Here is a 26216-nt window from a genome sequence, read left to right on the forward strand (position 1 = left end):
ATAGTCTCGATTGATAATCAATACATTACGATTCAAATATAGACAAAATATATTAAAACTTTTATGATTTTTTTGAAATTAGCGTCTCGGTTGCCTCATATTTTTTTGACATTATCTTCACCAAACCATTCTAATGCTTTTTCGATGACCACCTCTGACGGATTGTAATAGAATACAGCCAAATTCTCTTTCGCTCTAGTACAACACACATAGAAAATTTTTTGAGAGCGTTCCAAAACGCTTTCAGAACCTTCTCCTGTAAAGAGATTCTCAAAATTATAATTTCGCCATCCACCGTTATCAAGAATCATCAACACATTATTAAACTCTGTACCTTTCGTTTTGTGTTGTGTTGAAAACGGAGTTTTTCCCTCTAGGTAGTCATACAATTTTTGAAATTCAGAAAAAGGAACGGATTTTACTCTATCATACACATATTGCTTTTCGCTTATAAAACGCTCCAATCTCTCATCAACTAAACAGATTCCTTTTTCATTTGCCTCGTTGATTATTGTTTCAATTGTCTTATCTCCAACATCAATTAATTCTTCTATATTTTTTTTGAGATTTCTTTTATCCTCTAATGACTTTACATTAGTTCTATAATCTGTGACTCTCAAAAACTCGTTGAATTGCTTATTCTGGTATAAATAGATGTTTCTTTGAATTTTGTATAAATGCTTAATCAAATCATCCCGCTTTGACCCCTTTTTATTTTCGTCTTCTTCATCTTGTTTTTTATCATCTAACAATTGGTCTTTGTCCACATAAACCCTCGAAAATAACGAATAGTTATAATTTAAAGCCGCGTTATATAATTCAGGATTTTCATCGATAAAAGTCTCCATTGTTCTTGTAGGTAATACAGCATTTAATGCCCTTCCTGATTTTCCTTGCTTTAGCACCTCAATAACTTCACCGAAAGTCATCTCTGAAAAATCCAAATCAATATTATTGTCTTTTATATAACTTTTCACTCTTTGCCGGTACTCAAGAATCTTATCTTTATCATAGATATCCATAAGAATCCTAAAGCCTGCTTTATCTGCAATTAGGTTGTGAGTGAGATTTAATTCCTTTGTTTCTTTGGAATTGTTAAAATTCCATCCTTCTTTCTCTGTCAGATAAATCTTAATATTTTCAATACTGTCGTTATCTGAATACAGGAATAAAACATTCCCCTCTTTTATCTCACCATTGAACATGTTTGGAGCAAATTTATCGTCCGACGGTGTTTGCTTTATTCCGTCAGTTCTTAACTTGTTTGCCAAATCAATTACACGCTGCGGATTTCTTCTGTTTTGTTCCTTCTTAACCTCTCTTACTTCTCCGTCTTCGTTACCTTTGTACGCATTTAAATTTCCAATTCCATTGTCATAAATAGACTGCATCGCATCTCCAAAAAAACCAATAATACTTCTCTTCCTACTTTGAGCAAAGTGAGTTAAAAAAGACTCAATAACCGCTTTATTGGTATCCTGATATTCATCGATAAGTATAAATCGGTACTTATCTTTAATAATATCACTCAGTTTGGGATAATGCTCAAACATATACTCCGCAACAAGTAGAAGTTCATCATGAGAGATAATCCCTTCTCTTATCCTTACATATTCTTTGTATTGGATTTTGTCTTCAAGGTTATCAAAATAATCACCTGGAACTATTTCTAAACCGTCAATTTTTATTCTGCTAATTGCTTCATCGTTAGCAAGGGCTATAATTGTCGTTCTTAACTCTTTCTGAAAGTGTTTTATGTTGTCCCAGAGAAAATCATGAATTGTTGAGACATTCAAATTATTGTGGTTTACACGTTCTTCAATTTCTTTAACTGCTGCATTTGTATATGTCATGCATGCAACTTTCGAAGTTGGATTTTCTTCTATGACTTGTTTAATAACCTGAACCAAAGAATAGGTTTTTCCACTTCCAGCACCGCCACTCAACAGAAAGTTCTGTCCATTGTCGATGTGCTTAAATATTTCTTGAACCTCTGGTTCTAATGCTAATCTTCCTTCAACCATAACAATCCTTCTTTAATATATTTAGGTATTTGCCAGTTACTCAGATTTGCATTACTAAAAAACAAGATATCTAGAGCAAAATGAGTTTTCTTTTTAATGCACTCATTTGCTAGGGAATATGCGTTCCTTGCATCATTATCAAAGTAGTTTCTATTTTTTAGTCCTTTGAAATCATCCTTATTAGTTCTCACAAATTCTTTGTTCAAATGAATAAAGGAGTCTTCAAAACTTCTCGCATTATAACCGTTCTCATTAGTTTGATAAACAACTAATAGGTTTCCCTCTGGATCATTTGCCCAGATTCCATCACCTTTTTTGAGTATCTTACTATTGAGATCATATCCTTTTAAATCATCTAAGGTTTTATTATTAAAAAAGAATGAAAGAGCAGTATTTGAAAAACTGACTCCATTCTGTACCCCACATTTTTCACCGTCGGCATCAACAGCGTCTAAATCGGTTATTATTAACGATTTTATGCCTAAAAACTCTATAAATTTCTCAAATATTTGAGAATAAGCACCAACTTCAATAATTGAAATATTTTGTGATAGTAAAGGCAAGAATGGATCATTCTCCCCAGATTCGTGGTGCCTTTGTTTCTCTTCAATATCGATCTTTTTCATCATTGTGGGAAGAAGTATTCTTTCAGTATCTCCCTCAATTAGAACGGCTTTATCCGCAAAGAAAATTTCGGCTCTACTAATCGTTAAGTATTGTTTTAAAAATTGATACTGGTTGGGAGCTTCTTCATATTCAAGGCTCAGTTCTCTTAAGCTTTTTGCAATTACATTGTTCAGGCTAATCTTTTTCAGATATTTGATATCATCAAATTCACTATCAGCAACTATATGTGAAGAATGTGTACTAATTATATATTGTAATTTCCTATTTTGTCCATCTTCCCTTGCGATTCCATCCTTAAGTAAACTTTTGATATTTTTAATAAATACATATTGCATTTGAGGATGGGTGTGAGCTTCCGGTTCTTCAATAAACAACAAATTAATATCTGATGGCTTTTTGTTTTTATCTCCTTTGAATTCCTGCCGCTTAATTTCAATTTCGAAAATCATACTGATAAGGTTCATATACCCCAATCCATTATAATATTCAGGTAGTTGATTATCTGCATCATGGTTATATATAACAGTGGTGTTTCCTATTAATAAATTTCTATGCTGTAGTGAAGAAATTATTTTAATTTCAGATTCATTCGGTTTAATTCCACCGAAAAGCTCGACCTTTTTTACGATGTCTTCAAAAAGGCTTGTATAGATACTACTCAAATTATCATCAGTCTCAATTAGTTGGTCTTTAAAATCTTCTATGGCTTTTGATTGCTCATCATTTTCTTCCGTTCTTTCATAAATTTGAGAAGTTTGACCAGATAAGGTTTTATCTGCTTCTTTATTTGTTACGTCCCTCCTAGCGCTTATATATTTAAAAGAAATAATGTCTTTGACACTAATTTTTTCATCATCTAAATCGACAAATACATTTTCATCAGCTTGATTTTCTTCTCTAATATACTCAAAGGAATATCTTCTGGGTTTGAAAAAGCTCAAATGCTGCTCAATGAAATTCCAAGTATTTTTTTCTTTATAACTGCCATTTTCCGCTTTCTTCTGCGCTTCCTTTTCATTGAATGCAATTAACTCGCTTTTCATTCGCTCATAATTTGCAAAATGGAGGGCGAATTCAAATCCAAGAACAATAACATTGTTTTCAGGATCCAAATCCATCATTACTCGACTGATATTGGATAAGTCATCATCTTCGCCATATCCGATAAAAATCTTCAGTTTTATTGACTTTGGCTTGTATTCTTCTTCAGCGATTAAACCTGCCTCAAGAAGTTCTTTAATTTCTTTTTTAAATTCGATATTAAAATCATCAAATTTGAAGCTATTTGGAGAATTCAAAAACTTTTCTAATACAAGCAACAGCGACGTTTTTCCTGTGTTATTTTTCCCAATGACTAGAGATAACTCTTCTTCAATATCTATTGAGAAATCTTTTAAAAGTCTATAATTCTCTACTTGAATTTTAAATATTTTCATCATAGTTAGGGTTTATACGAAAGCACTATCTTGAAACATAGCCTATTGTCGGATATCCTTATTTGCACTTTACTTTTGGTGATATTATACTGTTATATGCCTCGAATTATAATCCACCTAAAATTAATAAACTTTTGTTAAAAACATTTTTTAAGTTGCAAATCAATTATTGTATCAACGACAAAAAAAAGAGGCATTTCGCCTCTCTCTTTTTAGAACTTGATCTTTTCTTCAACTTCTTTGACTTTTTCATCCAAGGTTGATTTGATCTCCTCCATCACGGCTGAGACAACAGGGGTATTAGAAGTCTTGAACTCCTTGCCGGAAGCGTCCCGGAGGAAAATCGTTGCCCCCATTCCGTCAGCACCTAACGAAAAGGTCTGGAGGTTCCTGCGGGTTTCCGTTAACTTGCGCCACTTTTCAATGAGCATGCTCAAGTCTTCCACTTTTTGGATGCGTTTTTCCAAAGAAGGAACTTCAGCGGTTACTTTTTCCTCTTTTTTCACTACTCCCAAAGAAGCTTTGTTTTGTCCATTACTTTCAGCATTAACTTTTTTAGCTGTAATTGTCATAGATTTTACTCCTGCCCTGGAGGTTTTTTATGGCATCTGGCACGCCGGTTAAAATTTCGGCGTAACCGGATATTGAGCTATCGCGGATTCTTGTCAAGGGTGAACGTCTGGTTTTTGCCGGGAGCAAAAAGCTGACCGAACACGAAGTGCGGCGAAGCATTGGATTTATTGGCCAAGGGCCGCCCTTGACGTTTCCGTGAAGCGATCAATAACTTTGCGGCAATTTTAAATGGAGTGGTTTTACCTTTCAAAATACTGAAAACGAACAAAAAAGGGGCACTGCCCCTAGAATTCGAACAACAACTGCTGAGATACTCCTAATTTCGTAACCTGTTTATCAACGATTTCCTGTTTCTTATCCGGTAGTTTCAAAACCATATAACTTTCGGTTTCTGATATTTCCCTGATGTATGGGACACAATGTTCCGGGTGAAGTTCGATTCCCCATCCTGCATAAAAACGGTTCATTAGCGTGTCCATCCAGCAGACTTCGCCAAGGAGTCCATTCAGGCATAGGTTGATCAAACACATCATCGCACACATCCGGTCAATGTCTGCCCCAAAGAACAGTGAATCCCGACTAATCTTTGCTGCGGCTAGCAACATCCGACCAGATCCGCAGCAACAATCTGCCACCCGTTCGCCAACCCCTGAAGGGTTCGAAATCCTGGCCATCAGATCACATACCGGTTCCGGGGTAAAAAACTGCCCATTGTGCCCGTGGCTAATATATTCCATATAAAAGTCCCCGAAGCAGTCTTTTAAACCTTTTCCACCGTTGTCCATTTCCATTACCAATGCTCCAAAAGCTTCGGACATCAGGTAAGCATCCGGTTTTTCATAGTTCCGCACAATCTCAAGGTAACGGTCTTCTTTTGCACCTAAGGACAAGGCGCAGACCGCCATTTCCAGGAACTCTTCAAACACTGAATGCAGACCATACATATGGCCGATCTGTAGGATATAACAGGAAAAACTCTTTAACTGGTTCATATTATTTGATTTTAATTGTTCAACTATGGTTTTCTGGAATAAAAAGGGCGAAGGCTAAACCGCCTCCGCCAATTGCCCCGCCTGGCTTGCGCTTGCAGGCCGGTTCGGGCTGGACTGATGCTCCAGGATATAGTCCACGGCTTTTTGTGCCTGGGACGAAGCTGTCAACAACATCTTTTTATCTTCCTTGAACTTTCCGATCCAGCTTTTAATGTATGCAGCACTGTTATCGATCGTGGCATTTTGGATACCGGTAATATGGCACAGGTAGGCTGCTCCTAATTCAGCCACCAGTTCTTCCTGGCTGTAATCCTGTGAACCGAATTTATGGTCTGGGAGTTTTTCATGTCTGCCTGTCCGGTTGATGTGCCCGGTTGCGTGGACTGCTTCATGGTACAAAACGTTGTAAAATTGTTCATCCTGAAAAAAAGCGCGTGGGTTTGGCATCCCGATATAGTCCCCTAAAGGTGAGAAGAAGGCATGAGATTGGTCAAGCTTGATATCGGGACAATCAGACCAGTACTCGATCAACTGCTCGGCCTGGCCGATCGGGTCAAAATCATGATCGTAAGCTTCAGCCGATGGAATTTTACTTTCGTCGATACCTTCGGTTTGTTTCAGATTGAAAACCGTGTAATACCGGAGAAACGGGATTCTATCAATACTGCCGTCTTTGTCTTCCTTGTCTATTAGTTTCCAGAACACAACCGGAAATCCTTTTTCTCCTCTCAAGACATGCCCTCCAAATTCCTTCACTTGCTTGAAGGTGAGAAAAAACGGAGATCCAAACCTATCAGCAACGGTCAGCAGGAACCAGAAGTTAAATCCACGATACACCTTCTTATAAACCAGGTTCTGTGGAAAATCGGTTTCTGCTTTCCAAGGCATTTGCCAAGGAATGACACCTTTTTCAAGACGTTCGATAATCAGGTTGGTAACCATTTCGTAAATGTCGAATGAAGAATTCATGGGAAAGCGCCGATGCCTTTCGGACTTATTTTGGCATCCGTCAGTAGCCGGATTTATCTGGCACGCCGTTAAACTTAAATTTTTGACGTACCACATTGAGCTCTCTCGGATCAGGTCAACGGGGTGCATGTCAGTTTTTGCCCACCTGTTTGTTCTCTGAATTAATATCTTCTTGACAATTATCAAAGCAAAAACTGAACGCATCCGAAGGAAACGAGCCACGAAAAGCGAGTTCCCCTTTACCGTTCCGGGAAGCGATTAATAACTTTGTCGGAAATTTGAGTGTAATAAGCAATACCTTCTATTCGAAATCTGGGATGTTTTGTATTGTGTTATTAAGTAACTTATTCGATTCACCTGTTCAGGTTTGATCGAAATGAACAAAAAAAAGGGCTAAGCCCTTTTTCATTTAAAATGGATTGCCTTGTCTAGTCAAAGCATCTTCATCGGCCGCAGCCGAAAGAAAACTGCGGTATTCCGGTTCTCCGCAATCAGAACATAGCAGCGTGCGGGTTCGTGGCCAGTAATAGGCTACCGTGCCGCGAGGCAAACGAATCTGGCATTTTTCGCAATAGCTTGGATAACGTACCGCAATTTGTCTTGGATCATCTTTGTATCTCATCATCAATACCTCCTATCATTTTATTCTGACAACAATCATCAGAATTGGTTAATCTTCAAACGGTTTCATAATGAAAATCGCTGGCGATGGGTCATCAAAGTCCCGCGCGGTTATCAAGGCCTTTAGAGTAACTTCGCGCAACAGCCGGGTCGATCTTTCTGCAACTTTTTCGTTCTGCTCCCAATCACCAGTATCCAGCAGTTGAACCAATAACTTAAAAAGCAAGTGAGAAGAAGATTCCTTCCTGGCGAAAAAGGCAAACATGAACAGCACATCCCATAATCGACCAGCTTGATCCTGATAAACTTCCATACCTTTAGGAACTTCAACATATTTATCCCAAACTGCGCGGGTCAGGTAAACCGGATGACGGATCCCTGCTTCCATTGAAACTTTCTGGTCAACTTGAATTAAAAAACCATCATCGACGGCTTGTTTGGTGGAGTAAACTGAGATCGGTTTCAAATTCTTGAAATCATTCATAATGGATCGCCGCTTGCCCTGCGGACTTATAATGGCATCTGGCACGCCGTTAAACTTAGATTTTTGGCGCACTGACATTGAGCTATCCCGGATGAGGTCAACGGGGTGCATGTCTGGTTTTCCGTGCGGATAGCATGTGCGATTTGGAAAAGGGAAAAGCTGAACGCATCCGAAGGACGGTTGCCACGAAAAGCAACCGCCCCTTTACCGTTCTGGGAAGCGATCAATAAATTTGTCGGAAATTTGAGTATAACAAGAATCTCCTATTTCAAAATCAAGCGTTAAAAGCAAAAAGAACTGCCAGCAATGCGCTTGCATATTTCCATATAAAATAAAGAGGGTTATTCTAAACTGATAAAAATTCTCAATCAAAAGATGACTATTTTTTTGTAAGATTGCTAGATGAAAATCAGCAATCTCAACTAAACGCTATGGCAAAATCGAAACACCCTTTTGGCAGGTACCAGATTATTGATAGAGAATTAGGACGGAAAGACTGGGTGAAGACCAAAGAGTTGAAAGAAATCATTGAAAACGAATTATCAATCAACGTTTCAGAAAGGATGATCAACGAGGATATCAATGCCATGAGGGATGATCCTCTTTTGGGCTATGAAGCGCCTATTCAATACAATAAAACAAAGAAAGCTTATTATTATGCCGACCGAACCTATACGATAAAAGCTTTTGGATTACGAGAAGGCGACATCAATGCTTTAAGTTTTTACGCCAGAACCATTAATCAATATCGGGAATACGAAGTATTCAAAGATTTTACCAATGCGATTGAAAAAGTCATCGATGCTGTCACAATCAGAAAAGGTATTTCGAATGTTGAGCAGGCCAGATCTGTTGTCCAAACTGAACCGCCTCCAAGATTAACAGGAAGTGAACTAATTCCTACTATCGTTCACGCGCTTGACACCAATAAAGTTATTGAATTTGAATATAAGAAATTTGAAGACTCTTTCCCCAAAGTGGTAAAGCTACAACCATATTTATTAAAGGAAGATAGTCATAGGTGGTACATCGTGGGAAGGAACGAAGTCCATGTTAAACCAACGACTGTTTATGCGTTGGACAGAATGCTTGCTTTACGAATCCTTGAAGAAAAATTTATACCTGAAGAATATGACTTTGACCAACATTTTGCTTATTCATTTGGTATTACTGTTACAGAGGACGAACCAATAGAAGTCATTCTGTCTTTTACGCCGTTGCAAGGCAATTATTTAAAAACGCTAAAGATCCATCATACACAAAAAAACTTGGTTGACACAGAACAGGAATTTCGGATCTCAGTAAAAGTCATCCCAACTTGGGAGTTTTATGAACGAATTCTCGGGTATGGCAATAGCGTTAAAGTCATTTCTCCCCAAGAAATTATCGATAGTTTAAAGGTTAAATCGAGGCAGATATTCGAACAATACCAAGAATCCTAAAAAAAAACCTATCGCGAAGTTCCATTGCGTGATGCCTGATTTTCTTTGTAACGTGAATATTGTATTGAAAGAACAAATTATGAAGATTCAAAATGTGATTATAGCAAGCGCATTGCTGATATTGTCGGCATGTGCCTCAATTCCTAAAGAGGTGGTGACCCTATCTCAAACCCTGGGTGATGATTTGAAAGTCCTCCACAATTCCCATGTAAACGCAGTCCACATTTATTTTGTAAAAATGAAAGACGAGATCAATTCGTTCGTTGATGAGACGTATGCTCCATTTGTCATACACTACGTCTTAAAATCGGAGCTTGCAAGCTATCAGGAAGGAGAAGCGTCTTTATATGGCACGATAGAACTTGCAGGTAAAAAGGAAGGACAGAAAGAAGCCAATGATGCTATAAATGTCATGATGGAGTTTCAAGAAGCAGCAAGAACCCAGATAGAAAGTAAGCGTAACGATTTGCTATCCCCATTAAAAAATCAAGAAACTGAAATTCTAAAAGCAGTAAATCAATCCTATGAAAATGCCATTTATGCCAATTCATCGATTACAGCCTATTTACAATCAATCAGAAAACTAAAAGAAGGTCAGCAGTTAGCGCTCTCGAAAATCGGATTGGAAGGTGCTGATATCCGCATAACTGATTCATTATTGAAATTATCAACAGAAATTGGCAAAGTGACCCAGGCGGCAAAGAAAATTGATATACAAAGTGATGATGCATTTCAGCAACTAGAAAAAGTGAGCAATCAAATCAAAGAAATAACTAGTAAAAAATGAGTACAATGGGAGAAAACAGATTTACCAAACAATTTGCAGAAGCGGATTCCGCATTCGATGGCAAATACAAAAAAGAACTAGACCATTTGCGTGGCCTCTCGAGATCAGAAATCAACGCCCTTACACCGGGAACTTCTGATGCGCAAATCTATTTGGACTTAATTAAGGTCGTCGAGCAAGCCTCAAAAGAGAACCTAAGCCAGGCAGAGTTGATTGAGAACATTAAAGGATTGGGGGAAATAGCAGTCAAAATTGCTAGAAAAGTGCCTCAATTTGCCTCTCTGCTATAATACTTATAAAAATAAAAAAGCTATGGCCAGTGGATTAACCCATATCTTATTAACCAAGAAGTTACAAGACAAATTTGAAGATGGCGATTTAAAGAATATTCTCGCCTTTGCTGCTGATTCGTTCCAGGTAGGTTCAGTTGCTCCTGATTTACCGTACGCCAGTATTGCCGATAATGACTTCATTTTCGCCAACGAGAGCTCGTTGGCCGATGACTTTCATTATAAGTTAACAAATCAGTTGCCTTTGCAATCGCTTGTAAGGTTGAAAGAACTCAAAGGACAGCTTGATGATGAGATTCTTTATCATATGTTTTCCTTCTTTCTCGGATATATTTCGCATGTTCTCGCTGATGGAATAATCCATCCTTTCGTCCGGGACAAAGTTGGTGAGTATAATGAAAACCAAGCGGAACATCGCTCGTTGGAGATGCAATTAGACGTTCTATTCTTCGAGGAACTTACTGCAGGCTCAGGTTTTGCCTCCGAATTGAATTATACTAATATTCATGATGAAATCGAAAATTTCTTGAACTTGAAGTTCAAAAATGAGATAGTATTGGCCTTTAGTGATTTGATCAACGCTGTATACGGACAACACTATACGGAGGATAAGATTCTGGGTTGGATCAAAGGACTTCATCGTATGTTTGAAGTTGCGGAAGGGGACCACCCACGGTTTTACAGGAATTTGAAGGCAAACACCTTTACTTTCAGAAACCGGGAAGACATTAATCGTGAAAGAGCTGTCAAATTAGAAAAACCAAAAGATCGGGAAACCAATTTTTTAGAAGTTAATGAGATTGATTATTTCAAAGATTGTATTCCGCAATACTACAAACGATTTGTGGCTCTTGCTCAACAGGCATTTAGGTTTGTATTTGAAGATGGGCCGGCTCTCAGTGAAGATGATATTCCTGCTATTAATCTCGATACTGGTAGACTTTTACCAGCCAATGATTTAAATACGATACCTTCATTTTGGAATAACAACGACTAAAATAAAAATGAAAAAAAGTTATATTTTATTGATAATTGCGATTTGGTTATTGGGTTCTTGCAGTTATGCACAACCAAAGACCGAGAATAAAGAGCTGGAGGAATTTGTCACAGATTTATCTTCAGCAAACGTGAAACTTCGAGGAAAGCTGTTGCTTTTTGGCACCTACAAAGGGGATTTATCTGGTTTAACGTACGATCATTACCTCAAATTACTAAAAGAAAATGAGAGTGTATCCGATAGAGGTTTATCAGAGTTAATCCAAAAGTCAGACAAGCATCTTTTTCTTGCTCAAAAGAATTCTTTCCTTATCGCTCTTTATTCTAAGGATTTCGGCGTGGTATTATATGATATGGCAGATTCGGCATTTACCGATTCGATAAAACAAATAGGACCTAACGACAAAGTTCCGAATCTAGTAGATTTCATCGGTAGTTCGGGATTCAGACCCCAATAATACGAAATGAAATACGCATCACACCTTTCAGGACTCACACATGGCTCCGGCCTGGCTTAATGTCATTTTCAATTGGCAATCCATATATTCAGGGAGAGATAGAAGAAGATTACATAAAAGCAAAACAACTAATATTTAGTTTGATCTTTTTTTTAACTGTCAGAAATCACATAAAACTCATTCCCTGTTTTCTTTAGAAGAAGGTCTGTTGCACCGAGAAGTTTTAAATGTTCAGTTTCCTTTATGATGTCCGATTTTGAGATGCCGGGCTGAACAACGTATATATTAAAATCGGCTTGGCAATAACCAGAAGTGAGCATGTTCAAAATTGTTAGAATATCATTGTCACCACCTTTTTCAAAACGAGAGTTATTACCTTGATTAATTCTTTTTTCCTCCCTCCTTAACATGTGTTTAATCAGTTCAACGGTGTAGTGCTTCCAATGAAAGCTTCTTTGTGCTTGACCACATACCTCATACAAATCTTTTAATCGTCCACCACTCTCTAATTTACTTGAATATTTACAGTGATATAATTCAAAGAGTACTCTTCTATCGGGAGAATCAAATGTTTTTATAGTAATAATATCGCTTGCTTCATTGGCATCATCGTCATCAAAAATGATGCTATATTCTGCATCTGATTTTAATCTTTGGAGCATGTTGTATTGTATAGAATCTGCACGCTTTTCTTTCTTTTGAGATTCTTTTCTAATATCAACGCCCTGCCAACTTAATGGAATAATCTTATTTACATCGAATATTGTGATATTCCCTTTAAATGGGAAAAATATGTTGTTATGCATTTTTGAATTATCATGGAACCAGATTACAGGAGGAAACTCCAAGAATAAGTCCAGTAAGTCTTCATCTTTCTTTGCACGCTGTACTTTTAAAGGATAACCACTAATAAGATCGTATTTAAACCCTCTTGAATTTTCATCATCCAATAGAGTTAATTTGTATGTCGTCTCAATCCCCTCTACATTAACAGAAAAGGAGATCGTATCTTGGGTTTTATCCACATAATTGATAGGAAAATCAACCAAAGGGAAATTCCTATATTCAAATCTAGAGGGATATCGATAAAACTCTTCATCCCATTTTATTGAAATCGGCTGTTTGTCATCATATAGTGTTGTACGGCGTTCGGGTTTCTGGATAAATTTGAATATATCTTCAGTATTTATTGACTCATCTAAAAGTTTTCCCCCCATTTCATTACACCAATCACAAAAATCAGGAATTGATTTAACCAATTTAGTCCAGATTCTTCCTTTGGAGGAGCAACCAATAGTGACCTTTTCTCCATTTTCATAGCCTACTCCAAATAAATTAGAGCTGGTTTTATTGTTGTCGAGTTCATCCAGCCCACTTACAATCCCATTTCCTGCATACATCGTGAAACTAATTGGCCCGTTTAGAACCGATTTAAGCCCAAGGTTAAAAAGCTCTAATTGAAAGATTCCATCAAGACAACGATAAATATTTGCTTCGCAGAACAATTCGCTAATAGTTCCACAAACAGCATCAGCAAGCTTGTTATGAGTTGAGCCATTATTAGAACTATTGATGAAAAGTAGTTTTGTCTCAGGATTAAGATAAACAATGTAAAGGTCATAGTCACAATTTACCAAATCTTCAATTTTACCCCAATCAACAGGTTTGTTTTTTTTTGCAATTATCACAAGTAGATTGTGTTCTCCATGTTCAATAGTTGCTGTTTCATATATGTTCTCAGGAAAATACTTGGAGTGATTCTCAGGAGTCCATTTGATCTCGGAATCATATAATCGAAACACTACAGTACTCATTGCCGGTGTAATGTTTCGAAATGGAATTTTATTTGGGATTTGCACATCCGAGAAATTCTTAAAAAAGTTTTCTTCGTCAATTATTCCCTGAATAACATCTTCATTAGAATGTCTGATGATACTATCCCAATCTGAATCTTTCTGGTATAGCTTTCGTAATGTACCTTTAAGTTTTGTGTCCGTGATGTTGGCAACAATTTTTGCATTCCCCAACTTTAAATCGGATTCCCTGGTAAATCTTCCAAAAAATTGAAATGATGTAGTGATATTTTTATGTAGATCATGCATGGCACATATTTTAAGCTGAGGAAGGTCAAAACCTTCTCCAAGCATATCTACGCAAATAATAATTTTATGCACTGCGTTTTTAATCCTTTCGAGGATTGCTTTTTTTTCTCGATTAGATTTTATTCCACTATGTATAAATACTGGATTTAAATCTTCATATTTTGAGTATATTTCATTGAAGATTCGTTCTGCTTCTTCCTGTTTATCTACCCGGGCCATTAAAAGATGGTCATACCCATTTTCCCTGTCTTTCAATAAAAGTTCAACTGCCTTTTCTGCTATTTTTTCATCTGCTAGCTGATTATTAAACTCCAGAATTGGATGGAAATCTATTTTTTTATAATAGTTGTCCCTCTGAGCAAGAGATAATGGGTAATTATAGATTATATCCCCAAGAAGTCGCTTTTTATCATTTCGGAATGGGGTGGCGGTAAACAGTAGCACTTTTTTACCTTTTATTTCTAGCTGTTGTTTTATATTTTTCCATGTTGCAGCTTGGCTATGATGAGCTTCATCAATTACTAAATAATTGCACCAATTTAGTAATGCTTCTTTAAACTCCCCTTCACTTGTTAAAATCCCACTTATTAGCTGTGGTGTTGAGACAATTACACTGGATGTGAATATTTCTTTTGCGTCATTTAAATCTTTTAATCCACTGTAAAGAGTACAAACTTTTGGGTTAAGACTTTCGTATGCTGCAATCCTAAATTTAGGATTCTTTAAAATTCCCAACGTAACGAATTTTTCTGAAATTTGATTTCTCAAGGAATCAGAAGGAACAATCACAAGTAGTCCACTACATTGTTCAGCGATAGTAAGGCAAAGCATTGTTTCTGTCTTGCCGGTTCCTGTTGGCATTACAACCATTGCTGTTTTATTCGAAATGCTCCAATGAGCTTGAATTGAATGTAGTGCACCAATTTGCGGGGGGCGCAACCCGTACTCAATTATATTTCCATCATCATCTTTATCCTCCTTCCGATATTGAAAGGCTCCATACCAAGAATTCGCAATTTCTCTTTTGTCTGGTATGTTTATGTATAAGGTCTTTTTAGAACAATGTGCAAGTGTTTCAATTGAAGTATCAGAAAGTTCATTTCTGTCTATATAAAATGCAGCGTCATAGTTTAAAGGGTACTTTTTCTTCAAAGTAGACAAAAAATAAGTCCTTCCATTGTTAGATTTAAAAGTGAATCCATTATATCCAGAGCCACGATATCGCTCAATCACGCCACTCTCAATACCTATATGGTATGAAATTTTATTTCCTTTTAGGTTATTGGTAACAGTTTTATCGAAACTAACAACTACATTTTCGTTTGGGAATAGGCTTTGCATATGCTTAATTTTTTAGTTTCACACACTCCAAAACTCCGCTAAAGCCTCGGCTTGTTGGAGTACAATTTCGGTAGCCAGTTTTTGCATGTCGGGTGGATAGCCATATTGACGCAGGGTGCGTTTTACGATAACTTTCAGCTTTTTCTTCACCGATTCCTTGACGGTCCAGTCGATGGTGGCATTTGCCCTTACCCGCTCAACCAATACCCGCGCGAGCTTGAGTAAAATCTCATCGCCCAGCAAATCTTTGGCGCTTTGGTTGTTGGCTACGGCGTCGTAAAAAGCCAGTTCATCCCGCGACAATCCCATCTTTTCGCCCCGTTTGTCGGCCTCTTTGATCTCCTTGGCCAGGTCGATCATCTCCTGGATAATCTCAGCAGCGGTGATTAAGTTATTCTGGTAACGCTTAATCGACGATTCCAGCATTTCCATCAGGCTGCGGCTTTGGACAATGTTGTGTTTTGCCCTGATTTTTATTTCATCATTCAGCAGCTTTTTAAGCACCTCCAGTGCCAGGTTCTTGTGCTTCATGTCACGCATCTCTTCCAGAAATTCATCATCGAGGACCGACAATTCGGGCCTCCGGATACCTGCAGCATCGAAAATATCAACGACCTGTTCCGATACGATGGCCTGATCAACCACTTGCTTGATGGCTGTTTCAATTTCGTAATCGCTTTTGCCGCCATTCTGGGAACTGCCGGAGTCAAATTTCACCAGGCGTGCTTTCACTGCCTGAAAGAATGCGATTTCATCCTTAACGTCCATCGCCTCCTCATGGGGCAAAGCAATCGCAAAAGCTTTCGAAAGCGCTGTCACTTCGCGCACATATCGGTTTTTGCCATCCTTCAGACTGAGAATATATTCAACGGCCGAAAGTATGATTTCCAATTTTTGTTTGACTGTTGCATCAAAATACTCCTCGTAAGCGAAGCCCTTGCCATAAGGTATTTTGGGGTCGGCGGCCATCATAAATTCCGGTTCACGCAGGCTGGTTTTTTCTGAGAACATCTGCGCCACCACTTCCAGTTTCTCCAGCATCAGCTGAACAGCTTCTTCCTGTGTTTTGGCAGGATCGCCCTTACCACCACTTTCTGCGTAGAAAGACAGGGCTTTCTTTAAGTCGGAAGCAATTCCCAGATAATCGACCACCAAACCGCCCGGCTTATCTTTGTACACGCGGTTCACCCGGGCAATGGCCTGCATCAGGTTATGGCCTTTCATCGGCTTGTCGATGTACAGCGTGTGCATGCTCGGTGCATCAAAGCCGGTGAGCCACATATCTCTTACAATCACCAGTTTTAAGGCATCGGTGTTGTCTTTCATGCGGTCGGCCAGGGTCCGGCGTTGTTCTTTGGTGGTGTGGTGCTTCATCATTTCCGGACCATCCGATGAAGCCGCGGTCATCACCACCTTGATCACTCCCTGGTCCAAATTGTCGCCGTGCCAATGCGGACGAATCGCGGTGATTTCTTTGTAAAGATCAACAGCTATCTGGCGGCTCATCGTCACAATCATGGCCTTGCCTTCAATTCCGCTGTTGGTCCGCTCTTCGTAATGAAAAATAATGTCTTCGGCAATTTTCTTTAGGCGGGCCGGGCTGCCAACAATGGCTTCAACCTTCGTCCATTTGGCCTTGGCCTTTTGGGTATCGGTCAGCTCATCGCTTGCCAGTTCTTCGTCCAGTTCCTCAATCAATTGTTTACCTTCTTCCGAAAGGTTGATTTTTACCAAGCGGCTTTCGTAATAAATAGGAACCGTGGCCCCATCTTCAACGGCCTGTGCAATGTCGTAAATATCGACATAGTGACCAAATACGGCCGGGGTGTTGACATCGGTTGATTCGACCGGCGTGCCTGTAAAACCAAGGTAAGTGGCATTCGGCAGGGCATCGCGCATGTATTTGGCAAAACCATACACCAGGCGGTGGCCAATCACTTCTCCCTTTTCATCTTTCACCTCCATGCTTTTGGGCTTGAAACCATACTGGGTGCGGTGGGCTTCATCGGCCAGCACGACAATGTTGGTGCGGTCAGACAATTGTTCGTACACATTGGTTCCATCTTCGGGCTGAAACTTTTGGATGGTGGCAAACACGATTCCACCAGAGGCTACTTTTAGCAGCTCTTTTAAATGCTGCCGGCTGTTGGCTTGCACCGGAACCTGACGAAGCAATTGTTTCGACGAAGCGAAGGTGTCGAACAACTGGTCATCCAAATCATTGCGGTCGGTAATGACCACAACGGTTGGATTATTGAGCTGAAGCACCAGTTTGCCGCTGAAAAATACCATCGATAGCGACTTGCCGCTTCCCTGGGTGTGCCAAACAACGCCACCTTTACGGTCGCCATTGGCTGACGATGCTTTTTGCACCGATTCAATGGCCTTGTTTACGGCGTAATACTGGTGATAAGCCGCTACTTTCTTAACGGGTTGGATGGTGGCGATCCCTTTGGCATCGACATGCTTTGACTCTTCAAAAACAATAAAATGACGAATATAATCCAGCAAGGTAGTTTGGTTGAGCAGGCCTTTAATCAACACTTCCAGTTGGCTGTTGAGCGGGGAGGCTTCGGTCATGCCATCGCTGGTTTTCCAGGCCAGGTAGCGTGAAAAACCAGCCGACAAGGAACCGGCTTTCGCATTGGCGCCATCCGACAATACACAAAAGGTATTGTAGGTGAACAGGCTTGGAATAGTGTCCTTGTAGGTTTGAATTTGTTTGTAGGCTGAATGCAGGGTGGCATTCTCGTCCACCGCATTTTTTAGTTCAAAAATCACCAGGGGCAAACCATTGACAAACAGGATGAGATCGGGGCGTTTGTTATTGTTGTTTTCAATGATGGTAAACTGGTTGACCACCAGGAAATCATTTTGGCTTGGATTTTCGAAATTGACCAACCGTACCCGGTCTCCACGTTGAATACCATTTTTACGATATTCGACCGGAACGCCCTCGGTAAGCAACTCATGAAACCGGAGGTTGTTGACCATGAGCTCGGGCGATGCGACACGCTGAACAATTTTTATGGCTTCCTGCTGGGCATCGTGCGGAATATCCGGATTGTTCCGGGTAATGGCTTCCTGCAAACGTCCTCTTAACACGACATCATTGAAAGAATTCCGCTCAGGATGTACGCCATCAGGAGCGATTATCGAGCCATTCAGGTATTTCCATCCCAGGTTTTCGAGCTCCTCAATGGCCCAAAGTTCGATGTCGTTTTCAGTTAGTTTGGTCATGTTCTATTAGTTAACTAGTCATCCTTTTCTGCCTGATAGCTCATATAATTAATCCAAGCAACTTCATTCCAGTCTACGGAATTATAGGCTTTAAAACTTGGATTAACGAATATTCCATATTCTTGAAAATCTTCTATTTTGCTCTTGATTTTAGAAATATAGCCAAAATCGTCTCCTTCTGTGAGAATTGTCTCCCGCATATCCTCAACCGCATCATCAATTTCACCTTCAAAAAGCATCACAATATGACCGACTGAGCCAGAATCAACCAGCCCCTCCAAATCAAAACTGCTTCCAAATTTCCCTAAAAGATCAAGAACTTCGTCTGTTTCATAAAGACCTTGAATACTGTCATTAATAATCTCTCCGATATTTTTATTGATCAGCTCATGAAGAGTTGAACTATAATCTATACTATTGACAAAATCTATGAAATACTTATTCAATGATATATCTTTAACTAACGACTCCCAATCGTTTACTTGATCTAAAATTTGGTACAGGATATGCTCTACATTGGTAATCCGAATATGTTTGTTAATAAACAACGCCATCCGAATTAAATCCTCATCCCTATGATTCTTCGGTAAGAATAATCTATAATCCTCTACTAATCTTCCCTGTAGCTCTTCTGGAATCTTGTTCCCATTTAGCTTCAACAACCTCTCATTTAATTGATCAGACAACAACACACTCTTAAATATAAAGGTCAATTCAGAGTAATCGTTTTGAAGATAAGACTTGACAAAATCTGCTATTGAGGGATTTATAAAAGAAACCCTATTACCTTTAATAGAGACGAGGCCGTTGTTTAGACTTCTTGTAGCTCTCAGAAAACAGTGAGAAGGTATTTGCAAACCCCTATCTCGATTTTCTATCTCGATTCTCCGATTAAAAGCGACTTCGAGTTGTTTAATTGAGGTGAAATTTCCGAATGTAAAAAGAGTTTGTAAAACCAACCGTTCATATCCATTGATCTGATTAAGATAGACATGCTCCCACAAAGCAATTGGAGAATCCAATGAAGTCTTCACAAACTTCATGTAATCATCTATCAAAATCTTCTTCATCTGATACGAGTCTGTTATGAATTCGATTATCCGAGGAGAAAAATTCCTGTGTCTAACTATGTGTCCAGCAATCTTTCGGAGTACAATTTCGTAATCTGCCGGCAATCTAGATACATCCAAATGATTATGAAAGATTTTCTCTTTAACCTTTTCAGTGTATCTTTCTAGCCTCATTGTAGATTCTTCAAGCATTTGCCTTCTCATCTGGAGCTTCTCTGACTCACTAATCACTTTTGCTATCAAATTACTTCGAGCTGTAAGTATTAGTACTTTATTTTCGAGTTTTTTTACTTGAGTAATTAACCGCAAAAGTCTCGCTTCTACTGATAGCGCTTTTTTTCTCTCCTCTTCATTACTTCCTAGAAAATCATCAAAATAGATTACTTGTTTTGAGTCGTCAGGCCTTAGCTGTCTTTCTGCATCGAAAACATCATCTATAACAAAGCTAAGCTCATAGCCATTTTTTATAAATCCATAGATCAGCATTTCTGCCAACGCAGTCTTCCCTGTTCCCGGATCTCCTGTGATTATTACGATGCTGAACTTCTCAAGCTTTTCTTTAGCCTCGTCAAAGTAGGGAGTAATTTCAAACTTTGCAATGTCTGCTGTCAGTTCATTTTCCACAAAGCTTTTGGCTCTAAAGGACAAATTTGAATTCAATATTGCCTCCAAAACAGAACTAGAGGAAAACCACAGCTTATAATTAGACTTCTCAATGGTTTGATGTACTGATAACAGTCTATTTAAATCATCTTGCCCATAAATATCAGAAAGGTTCCGAATGTAAGGTGTAAAAAGAGTTTGGATGTCGCGTCCATTAGCCGCACTTAGTGCGACGGACGTGGCCAAGATATATCTAGATGGCTTTAACTTTTTAACCTTTGCAACTTCTGTGTCTTTCAAAGTTCTAAACATTTTTGCATACCCTGATTTGAGGTAATGCTTCACCTGTCCCACGTGCTCATACTTCTCCTCATCAGTAGAATACAGAAAATCTATTCCCTGATCCTTTCCTTCTTTAAATGTTCGATATTTCACAGATGATCCGTCTTTTTGTTCTGCGTTCAATAATTCACAAACCAGATTTTCAAGATCGCTACTATTTAATGTTGAAAAATCGTAATTCGTCATAATTATTTCAATTCAATATTTAGAAGTGACCTAATTCCACCCCAATATAAACTCTCGTATACTTCTTATAGAAGCCAGCAGGTCTGTTTCTGATGCCACTCCATTTTCTCCTCTATGATGAATTTGATTCCTAATAAACGTATGGATTGTTGCACTATTGGGATTACCTTTCCACGGACTTGATAAAACTTCTCCTTTTTCCTGATGAAAAAAGGCTATGTCAAACTGTTTTACATTTGCGTTTCTCTCCTCCCTCTCGTCATATAATTCTTTTAATTTTTCGTAGAGCTCGCTATGATATTCTTCTGGAACAACATCAAACGCAATAAAATTGATCTCATTTAAGGAAGGGAACGAAAGAGCTTGAGGTTCTACATCTTTCACCTCTACTCCTTCACCATTCTTTTGCAATAATCTCAAGCTACCAAAGTTCAATTCCTTAACAACGGAAGGGCTATGTGTCGTTATTATCACTTGCGTACTACCCAGGCCTGACAACTCAATTAATGCCTTTATTAGTTTTCGTTGGTGATCTGGATGCTGAGATGTTTCGGGCTCCTCAATGGCATAAATAACATCTGGAACGTAGCGTTCAATTTTCCGTCTCTCAGCTTCGGCCCGGAAAAAATTAATTAGAATAAGACGTTTAACACCGCTTCCACGCTTATTGAATGGAATATCATCATCACTGGTGATTGTAACATTTTTGAAAACGTCGTTCCATTTCAGCGCATCAGACGATGGAATTACAGGGCTTAGTTGATCTGCGATGTCTGGATTCATTTCTCTCAGTTTCTCTAGCGTAGTTCCAGCCACTTCTCTCAATTTTGTTTCAACGGTTCGAGCAATTTCATCAAACTATTGAACGATATTCGGAGCTGATAAGATTTCACGAACTGCCAATTTCATTGGGTCTTGAACCTCACTATCTCCATCGCTATTTTTTCTGTCCGATTGGAATAGGGCGTAAAGTGGCATATAGTTCTTCAGCTTTTCCCAGAGGTCCTTTTCACTTATTTTATTCGCATCTATATAAATCTCCTGCAAATTCAAATTTTCTTGAAAGTGATTCCAAATAGCTTTTCGAAGTTCCGCATTTATGGTGCGATTTTCACACTCAATTTCATTCTCCTTCACTATTTTCTGGAGTTCCGGCCGTTTTTTTAGAAGTAGATCTTCACAATTTTTATTCGTTGGGTGCAGAGCATTGAAAAATACCTTTTCTGATCCACCATTAGGAAACAACTTGATAATCTCTAACCGACCATCGGTATTGACCAAATATTCGCTAGATAAGGTCGTTTCATTCGTGTCATCCAGTACAATGTTTAATGGTAAATCTGAAAAAGTAACGCCAAGAATGATATCACATTCTCCATTCATCCGGTTGGCTGCATTTACATCATCTTTTTCAATTTTGGCAATGGCATTTTTCCCATTAAAAAAAATATCAAGTGCCTCAAGAATAGTAGATTTGCCCATGTCATTTTTGCCAACAAATACTGTTAAGTCGTCTATTGCAATTGTGGTTTCGTCTTTATAACCACGAAAATTTTTAATCGTCACCTTTTCAATTTTCATTATCCAAGTTTTATCTGATTTTTTACCCGCAACTCCCCACTCATTAACTTTGGCAACAAAGTGTCGCGTAATTGGGTAAGGGTTTGGATTTCATTTACATTACAAAGTATTTTTTTCATTATTGGTTTAATCGTAACTTCAAACGCCATCAAAGTCTCTGGTGTTGAAATACTTATTTCAATTCCATCGAATGTTGCCTTTGTTATCGTATCAAAAACAGCACCATGAACCCTTCGCTTTAACACCTTCAACGCATAGTTTAATTGGAAAAATGTTGTAAAATCGCCATAACTATTCTTGCCATTTACTCCATAGCACGATTGATTCATGGCCATTGCTAATCCTGTTATTGCTAACTTTCCAACAGTGCCTCTCGCACTTATGATCGTCGTTCCTTTTCGTAGTAGCTTTGTTGATGAATTTTCAAGGCCTTTCTGCGTAATTTTCTTTTCAGTGTCGACAACAAAACAGTCTCCATCGCTAGGAACATCAACTACGGAATACCAACATATATCTCCACCCCAATATGCTTCGATTGTAGTTTTTGGGGTCCCTCCTCCTGTTAACTCAATAATATCACTTAATACTCCTACTCTCCACCCCTCCGGAATTTCCCCCAATTCACTTTCAACCATTTTGCCGCCGGAGCTTTTATAGGGCTCGCCATTTTCATTGGGAAATTCAAACTCCACAAACCAGCGCTTAAACAGGGTTTGCGCCACTTCTTCCAGCGTTTGGTTTTGCTGGCGGAGAAGGGTGATTTTTTGGTCGAGGTTTGATAGAGTTTTACCAATACAACTTTGTTCTTCGGTGTCTTTAGGATGCTTAATTACAATTTCTGAACAATCAGGGACTCTCATGTGCTCAACAGTTGAGCCCATACCAAAAGCTTTAATCTGATGTTTCACTTCACGTCCAAGCATGGCATAAAAAAGGAAGTCAGGGTCTACTTTTTGTGGGTCAGGTCTATACATCATTATTCGTTGACCTAGAAAGTAATTTTTTTCATTAGTAATTCGTGCAACTTCACCCAAAGGAGCTTCTCTGGTTAGTAGAATGTCATTTTTCTCAAGCAATCCTCTTCTTGTCCATTTCTTAAAGACACCCTCCTCTACAAAATTCACTTCACTTACATCCAATCTCCCATCTTTCACATTGGTCGTCCTAATCATTTTGTAAGGAGTCTCATATGGCACTTTAGGTGCAGTTTTATTTACGCAATCAATGATGTCAGTTGTTAGTGCATCTATTTTTGTTTCTATCCACTCACTCATTTATCACCTTCCTTTCTTACCAAAGTATAAAAAGCCAATCCCCGTTTGGTAAGCATGTACTTTTGTTTCGGGCTGTTGGGCTTTTCGGGTATCGTCCATTCAATTAATCGGTCGTCCAACAGCTTGTTGATTACCATTTTTAAATGACCCGAGATACTTTTGAGACCGAGCGCATCGGCTAACTCTTGTTTTGACAAGTTGCTTTCTGCCAGCCTGAGAACTAAGTTTGCATATAATGACTCGGGCTGCAACTCAGGCTGTCTGTTTTTGAACTCCTGCTGCAACTCTAACTGTTCTTTCTCAAGTCCCAGTTCTATCCAGTCTTTGAACTCCTGCTGTAACTCAGGCTGTACATTTTTTAACTCGGGCTGCAACTCGGGCTTCTCTGTGTTCAACTCGGGCTGTTTATCATCCGCTAATCGTTCATAATCATCCGTAATCGTTCGCGGACGAATAAGCTCTACGTCAAAAAAATCATTCTTCTCTTCAATTTTAGGAGTTGGCAAACCCTGTTCCTTGCAGGCATTGATAATCCGGCTTATTCCGCTTCCCCATTGTTCAATCAGGCCCAATTCCTTAAAAACATGGGCAATGACCCGGTTACGCGCTTCGCTGCGTCCGTTAAAAATGTCTTCCATGGTAATGTTGCTGGGTAAACTGCCCGGGGACACGATGTTTACAATATCATCGTAAACCCCCACCTTAATGTCCCGGCCCTGGTTCACGTAGTCGCGGTGGATTAAGGCATTGGTCAAGCTTTCGCGCAGCGCCACCACCGGAATTTCGTAGGTTTCATCCCGGTACAGTCCCTTAATTTCCGCTTTCAGGTTAATGTGGTTTAATACAAAACTTTGGGTGTTTTCAAGGATGGTAAAAATGTCGCCACCGTACTCTTTCTTGTCCGTAAAAACATCCATGGTCGTCCCCTTAAACCGGGCACACTTGACCGTACAATGCGAAAACTTACCGAGCAATATCATCAGCGCATTGGTGGGGTAATCTGTGCCGTTTTCTGATTTAATCAGTTTCAGGTTTCTGAGTTTATCCTCCGTCAGCGGTTTGCCAATGTTTTCAAACCGTTGCAGAATTGGAGAAATGTCGAGCTGGTCAAACGTCGCATCATAGCAGATTTCTTCGTCAAAACTAATGTGTCGTTTTTGTCGCTCCAGTTCAGCAATCGTATCCAAATCAGCAGGCCGGTTGGTGGCCCCGATGCGAATGTAAGTACCATCGGCTTTACCCTGGCTTTTCAGAAAGTAGGGTTTTAAATTGCCCCGTACCACTTCAATCACTAATACCAGTTTGCCTTCGATGTTTACGCTGTAAATCTCGGGCAGGATTCCCGGAGAGCAACTGTCGGCAATAATCGAGGCAATTTTATCCTGCATATCAAACAGCTCGTTGTCTTCAATGCCGATAATTTCCCTTTGATCGTTTACGCCAATAATCAGTTTACCTCCGCTGGTATTGGAGAAGGCAACCACGGTTTTGGCGATGTTTTCGTTTTTGGGCAAAGCTTCTTTTAATTCGAGCGTTTTGCTTTCGCCTTTTCCTATTTGCTCAGTCAGTTTCATAATTCTATGCCAATCTTTGCCAGTTGGGTTTTGATTTCCTGATCAAGCTGTTGGGCTTGTTCCATTTGTTCACGTAAGCGGGCAGTAAGCTTATCTACTTTTTCCTGAAACGGTATGCCGTCATCTTCCTCATCGGGGATGCCCACGTAACGCCCCGGTGTGAGCACAAACTTGTGCTTCTGAATATCCGTCAGGCTGGCCGATTTGCAAAAACCTTTTTCATCCTCATAAACCTCTTCGCTATTGAGCCAGTTGTGGTAAGTATCTGCCACGCGGTTAATGTCTTCGGGCGCAAAAGCCCTGTTCTTGCGGTCGATCATATAACCCAGTTCCGAAGCATCAATAAACAACACTTCTCCACGGCGTTGCTTCTTTCCCCGGCGCAAAAACCACAAACAGGCCGGAATGCCGGTGTTAAAAAACAAGGCTTTCGGAAGCATGACAATGCATTCCACCAAGTCGTTTTCAACCAGTTTTTGCCGGATAGCCCCTTCGCCGCCCGTATTGGAACTTAACGATCCGTTGGCCAAAACAAAACCGGCATGCCCGCCATCGGGTTTCAGGTGATACAGGAAATGTTGCACCCAGGCAAAGTTTGCGTTTCCGGAAGGCGGAGTGCCATATTGCCAGCGGGCATCATCGCGCAACAATTCGCCACTCCAGTCGCTCACATTGAACGGAGGGTTGGCGATGATGTAATCGGCTTTCAGGTCTTTATGGGCATTGTTCAGAAACGAACCTTCGGTGTTCCATTTGATGTTGGAGCCATCGATGCCACGAATGGCCAAGTTCATCCGGCACAAACGGTAGGTGGTCTGGTTGCTTTCCTGTCCGTAAACCGAAATATCGTCCAGCCGTCCTTGGTGACTTTCAATAAATTTTTCAGACTGAACGAACATTCCTCCGGAGCCGCAACAAGGGTCATAAACCCGTCCTTTGTATGGTTGAAGCATCTCTACTAAAAGTCGGACAATACTTTCGGGTGTGTAAAACTGTCCGCCCTTTTGCCCTTCGGCCAAAGCAAACTGTCCCAAGAAATATTCATAAACACGCCCAAGAACATCCTGACTTTTTGATTTCTTATCGCCGAGAGCAATGGTTCCAATGGTGTCGATCAACCCGCCCAGGGATTGAACATCGAGATTTTGTCGTCCGTAAACTTTGGGCAAAATGCCTTTTAAGGTGCTGTTGTCCCGTTCAATGG

At 39.5% G+C, this 26216-nt stretch carries 18 protein-coding genes and 1 pseudogene; 5 read left to right on the forward strand and 14 right to left on the reverse strand.

Features of this window, described 5'->3' with window-relative positions; all coding sequences use genetic code 11:
• Positions 1-95: 95 nt before the first annotated feature.
• The 7 genes from ACTB00_RS17195 to ACTB00_RS17225 all read right to left on the reverse strand — a co-directional run bounded on the left by ACTB00_RS17195 (position 96) and on the right by ACTB00_RS17225 (position 7837).
• Positions 96-2024 carry a UvrD-helicase domain-containing protein gene (locus ACTB00_RS17195; protein ID WP_463301144.1) on the reverse strand — a complete coding sequence of 643 codons (1929 nt, stop codon included), beginning with the start codon at positions 2022-2024 and terminating at the stop codon, positions 96-98.
• Entirely contained in the window at positions 2006-4090 is a 2085-nt protein-coding gene (locus ACTB00_RS17200) for an ATP-dependent nuclease (RefSeq protein ID WP_463301145.1), read from the reverse strand. The genes ACTB00_RS17195 and ACTB00_RS17200 overlap by 19 nt, the downstream gene beginning before the upstream one ends.
• Positions 4091-4299: 209 nt before the next feature.
• The gene (locus ACTB00_RS17205; RefSeq protein ID WP_463301146.1) at positions 4300-4659 is read right to left on the reverse strand and encodes a hypothetical protein; all 360 of its coding nucleotides are present in this window, start codon (positions 4657-4659) and stop codon (positions 4300-4302) included.
• Positions 4660-4944: 285 nt separating this feature from the next.
• On the reverse strand, positions 4945-5652 hold the full coding sequence (locus ACTB00_RS17210) for an N-6 DNA methylase (protein ID WP_463301147.1): 708 nt from the start codon (positions 5650-5652) through the stop codon (positions 4945-4947).
• Positions 5653-5706: 54 nt separating this feature from the next.
• Positions 5707-6750, reverse strand: a complete 1044-nt coding sequence (locus ACTB00_RS17215; protein WP_463301148.1) for an ArdC family protein — start codon at positions 6748-6750, stop codon at positions 5707-5709.
• 280 nt (positions 6751-7030) lie between these two features.
• On the reverse strand, positions 7031-7246 hold the full coding sequence (locus tag ACTB00_RS17220) for a hypothetical protein (protein ID WP_463301149.1): 216 nt from the start codon (positions 7244-7246) through the stop codon (positions 7031-7033).
• A gap of 45 nt (positions 7247-7291) precedes the next feature.
• A complete protein-coding gene (locus ACTB00_RS17225) occupies positions 7292-7837 on the reverse strand; it encodes a DUF6573 family protein (protein ID WP_463301150.1) in 546 nt (181 codons plus the stop codon).
• A gap of 320 nt (positions 7838-8157) precedes the next feature.
• Between ACTB00_RS17225 and ACTB00_RS17230 the strand changes: the two genes are divergently transcribed.
• The 5 genes from ACTB00_RS17230 to ACTB00_RS17250 all read left to right on the forward strand — a co-directional run bounded on the left by ACTB00_RS17230 (position 8158) and on the right by ACTB00_RS17250 (position 11699).
• Complete coding sequence (locus tag ACTB00_RS17230; RefSeq protein ID WP_463301151.1) at positions 8158-9168, forward strand: helix-turn-helix transcriptional regulator; 1011 nt, start codon at positions 8158-8160, stop codon at positions 9166-9168.
• A gap of 79 nt (positions 9169-9247) precedes the next feature.
• The gene (locus tag ACTB00_RS17235; RefSeq protein WP_463301152.1) at positions 9248-9955 is read left to right on the forward strand and encodes a hypothetical protein; all 708 of its coding nucleotides are present in this window, start codon (positions 9248-9250) and stop codon (positions 9953-9955) included.
• 5 nt (positions 9956-9960) lie between these two features.
• Complete coding sequence (locus tag ACTB00_RS17240; RefSeq protein ID WP_463301153.1) at positions 9961-10245, forward strand: hypothetical protein; 285 nt, start codon at positions 9961-9963, stop codon at positions 10243-10245.
• Between the two features lie 22 nt (positions 10246-10267).
• Positions 10268-11242 (forward strand): zinc dependent phospholipase C family protein, encoded by a 975-nt coding sequence (locus ACTB00_RS17245; RefSeq protein ID WP_463301154.1) that lies wholly within the window; start codon positions 10268-10270, stop codon positions 11240-11242.
• A 7-nt stretch (positions 11243-11249) separates the two neighbouring features.
• The gene (locus ACTB00_RS17250; protein WP_463301155.1) at positions 11250-11699 is read left to right on the forward strand and encodes a hypothetical protein; all 450 of its coding nucleotides are present in this window, start codon (positions 11250-11252) and stop codon (positions 11697-11699) included.
• Between the two features lie 152 nt (positions 11700-11851).
• Here ACTB00_RS17250 and ACTB00_RS17255 read toward each other — a convergent pair whose 3' ends face one another.
• The 7 genes and pseudogenes from ACTB00_RS17255 to ACTB00_RS17285 all read right to left on the reverse strand — a co-directional run.
• A complete protein-coding gene (locus ACTB00_RS17255; RefSeq protein ID WP_463301156.1) occupies positions 11852-15142 on the reverse strand; it encodes a DEAD/DEAH box helicase in 3291 nt (1096 codons plus the stop codon).
• 18 nt (positions 15143-15160) lie between these two features.
• Positions 15161-18382, reverse strand: a complete 3222-nt coding sequence (locus ACTB00_RS17260) for an HsdR family type I site-specific deoxyribonuclease (RefSeq protein ID WP_463301157.1) — start codon at positions 18380-18382, stop codon at positions 15161-15163.
• Between the two features lie 14 nt (positions 18383-18396).
• Positions 18397-20583, reverse strand: a complete 2187-nt coding sequence (locus ACTB00_RS17265; protein WP_463301158.1) for an nSTAND3 domain-containing NTPase — start codon at positions 20581-20583, stop codon at positions 18397-18399.
• A 30-nt stretch (positions 20584-20613) separates the two neighbouring features.
• A pseudogene (locus tag ACTB00_RS17270) lies at positions 20614-22164 on the reverse strand (AAA family ATPase).
• Positions 22164-23438, reverse strand: coding sequence for a restriction endonuclease subunit S (locus tag ACTB00_RS17275; protein ID WP_463301159.1), 1275 nt, complete (start codon positions 23436-23438; stop codon positions 22164-22166). The pseudogene ACTB00_RS17270 and the gene ACTB00_RS17275 overlap by 1 nt, the downstream one beginning before the upstream one ends.
• Complete coding sequence (locus ACTB00_RS17280; protein ID WP_463301160.1) at positions 23435-25012, reverse strand: RNA-binding domain-containing protein; 1578 nt, start codon at positions 25010-25012, stop codon at positions 23435-23437. The genes ACTB00_RS17275 and ACTB00_RS17280 overlap by 4 nt, the downstream gene beginning before the upstream one ends.
• Positions 25009-26216, reverse strand: a 1208-nt coding sequence (locus tag ACTB00_RS17285) for an N-6 DNA methylase (RefSeq protein WP_463301161.1), incomplete at its 5' end; no start/stop codon positions are given. The genes ACTB00_RS17285 and ACTB00_RS17280, both read right to left, overlap by 4 nt.

It is taken from the genome of Sunxiuqinia sp., assembly GCF_055140945.1.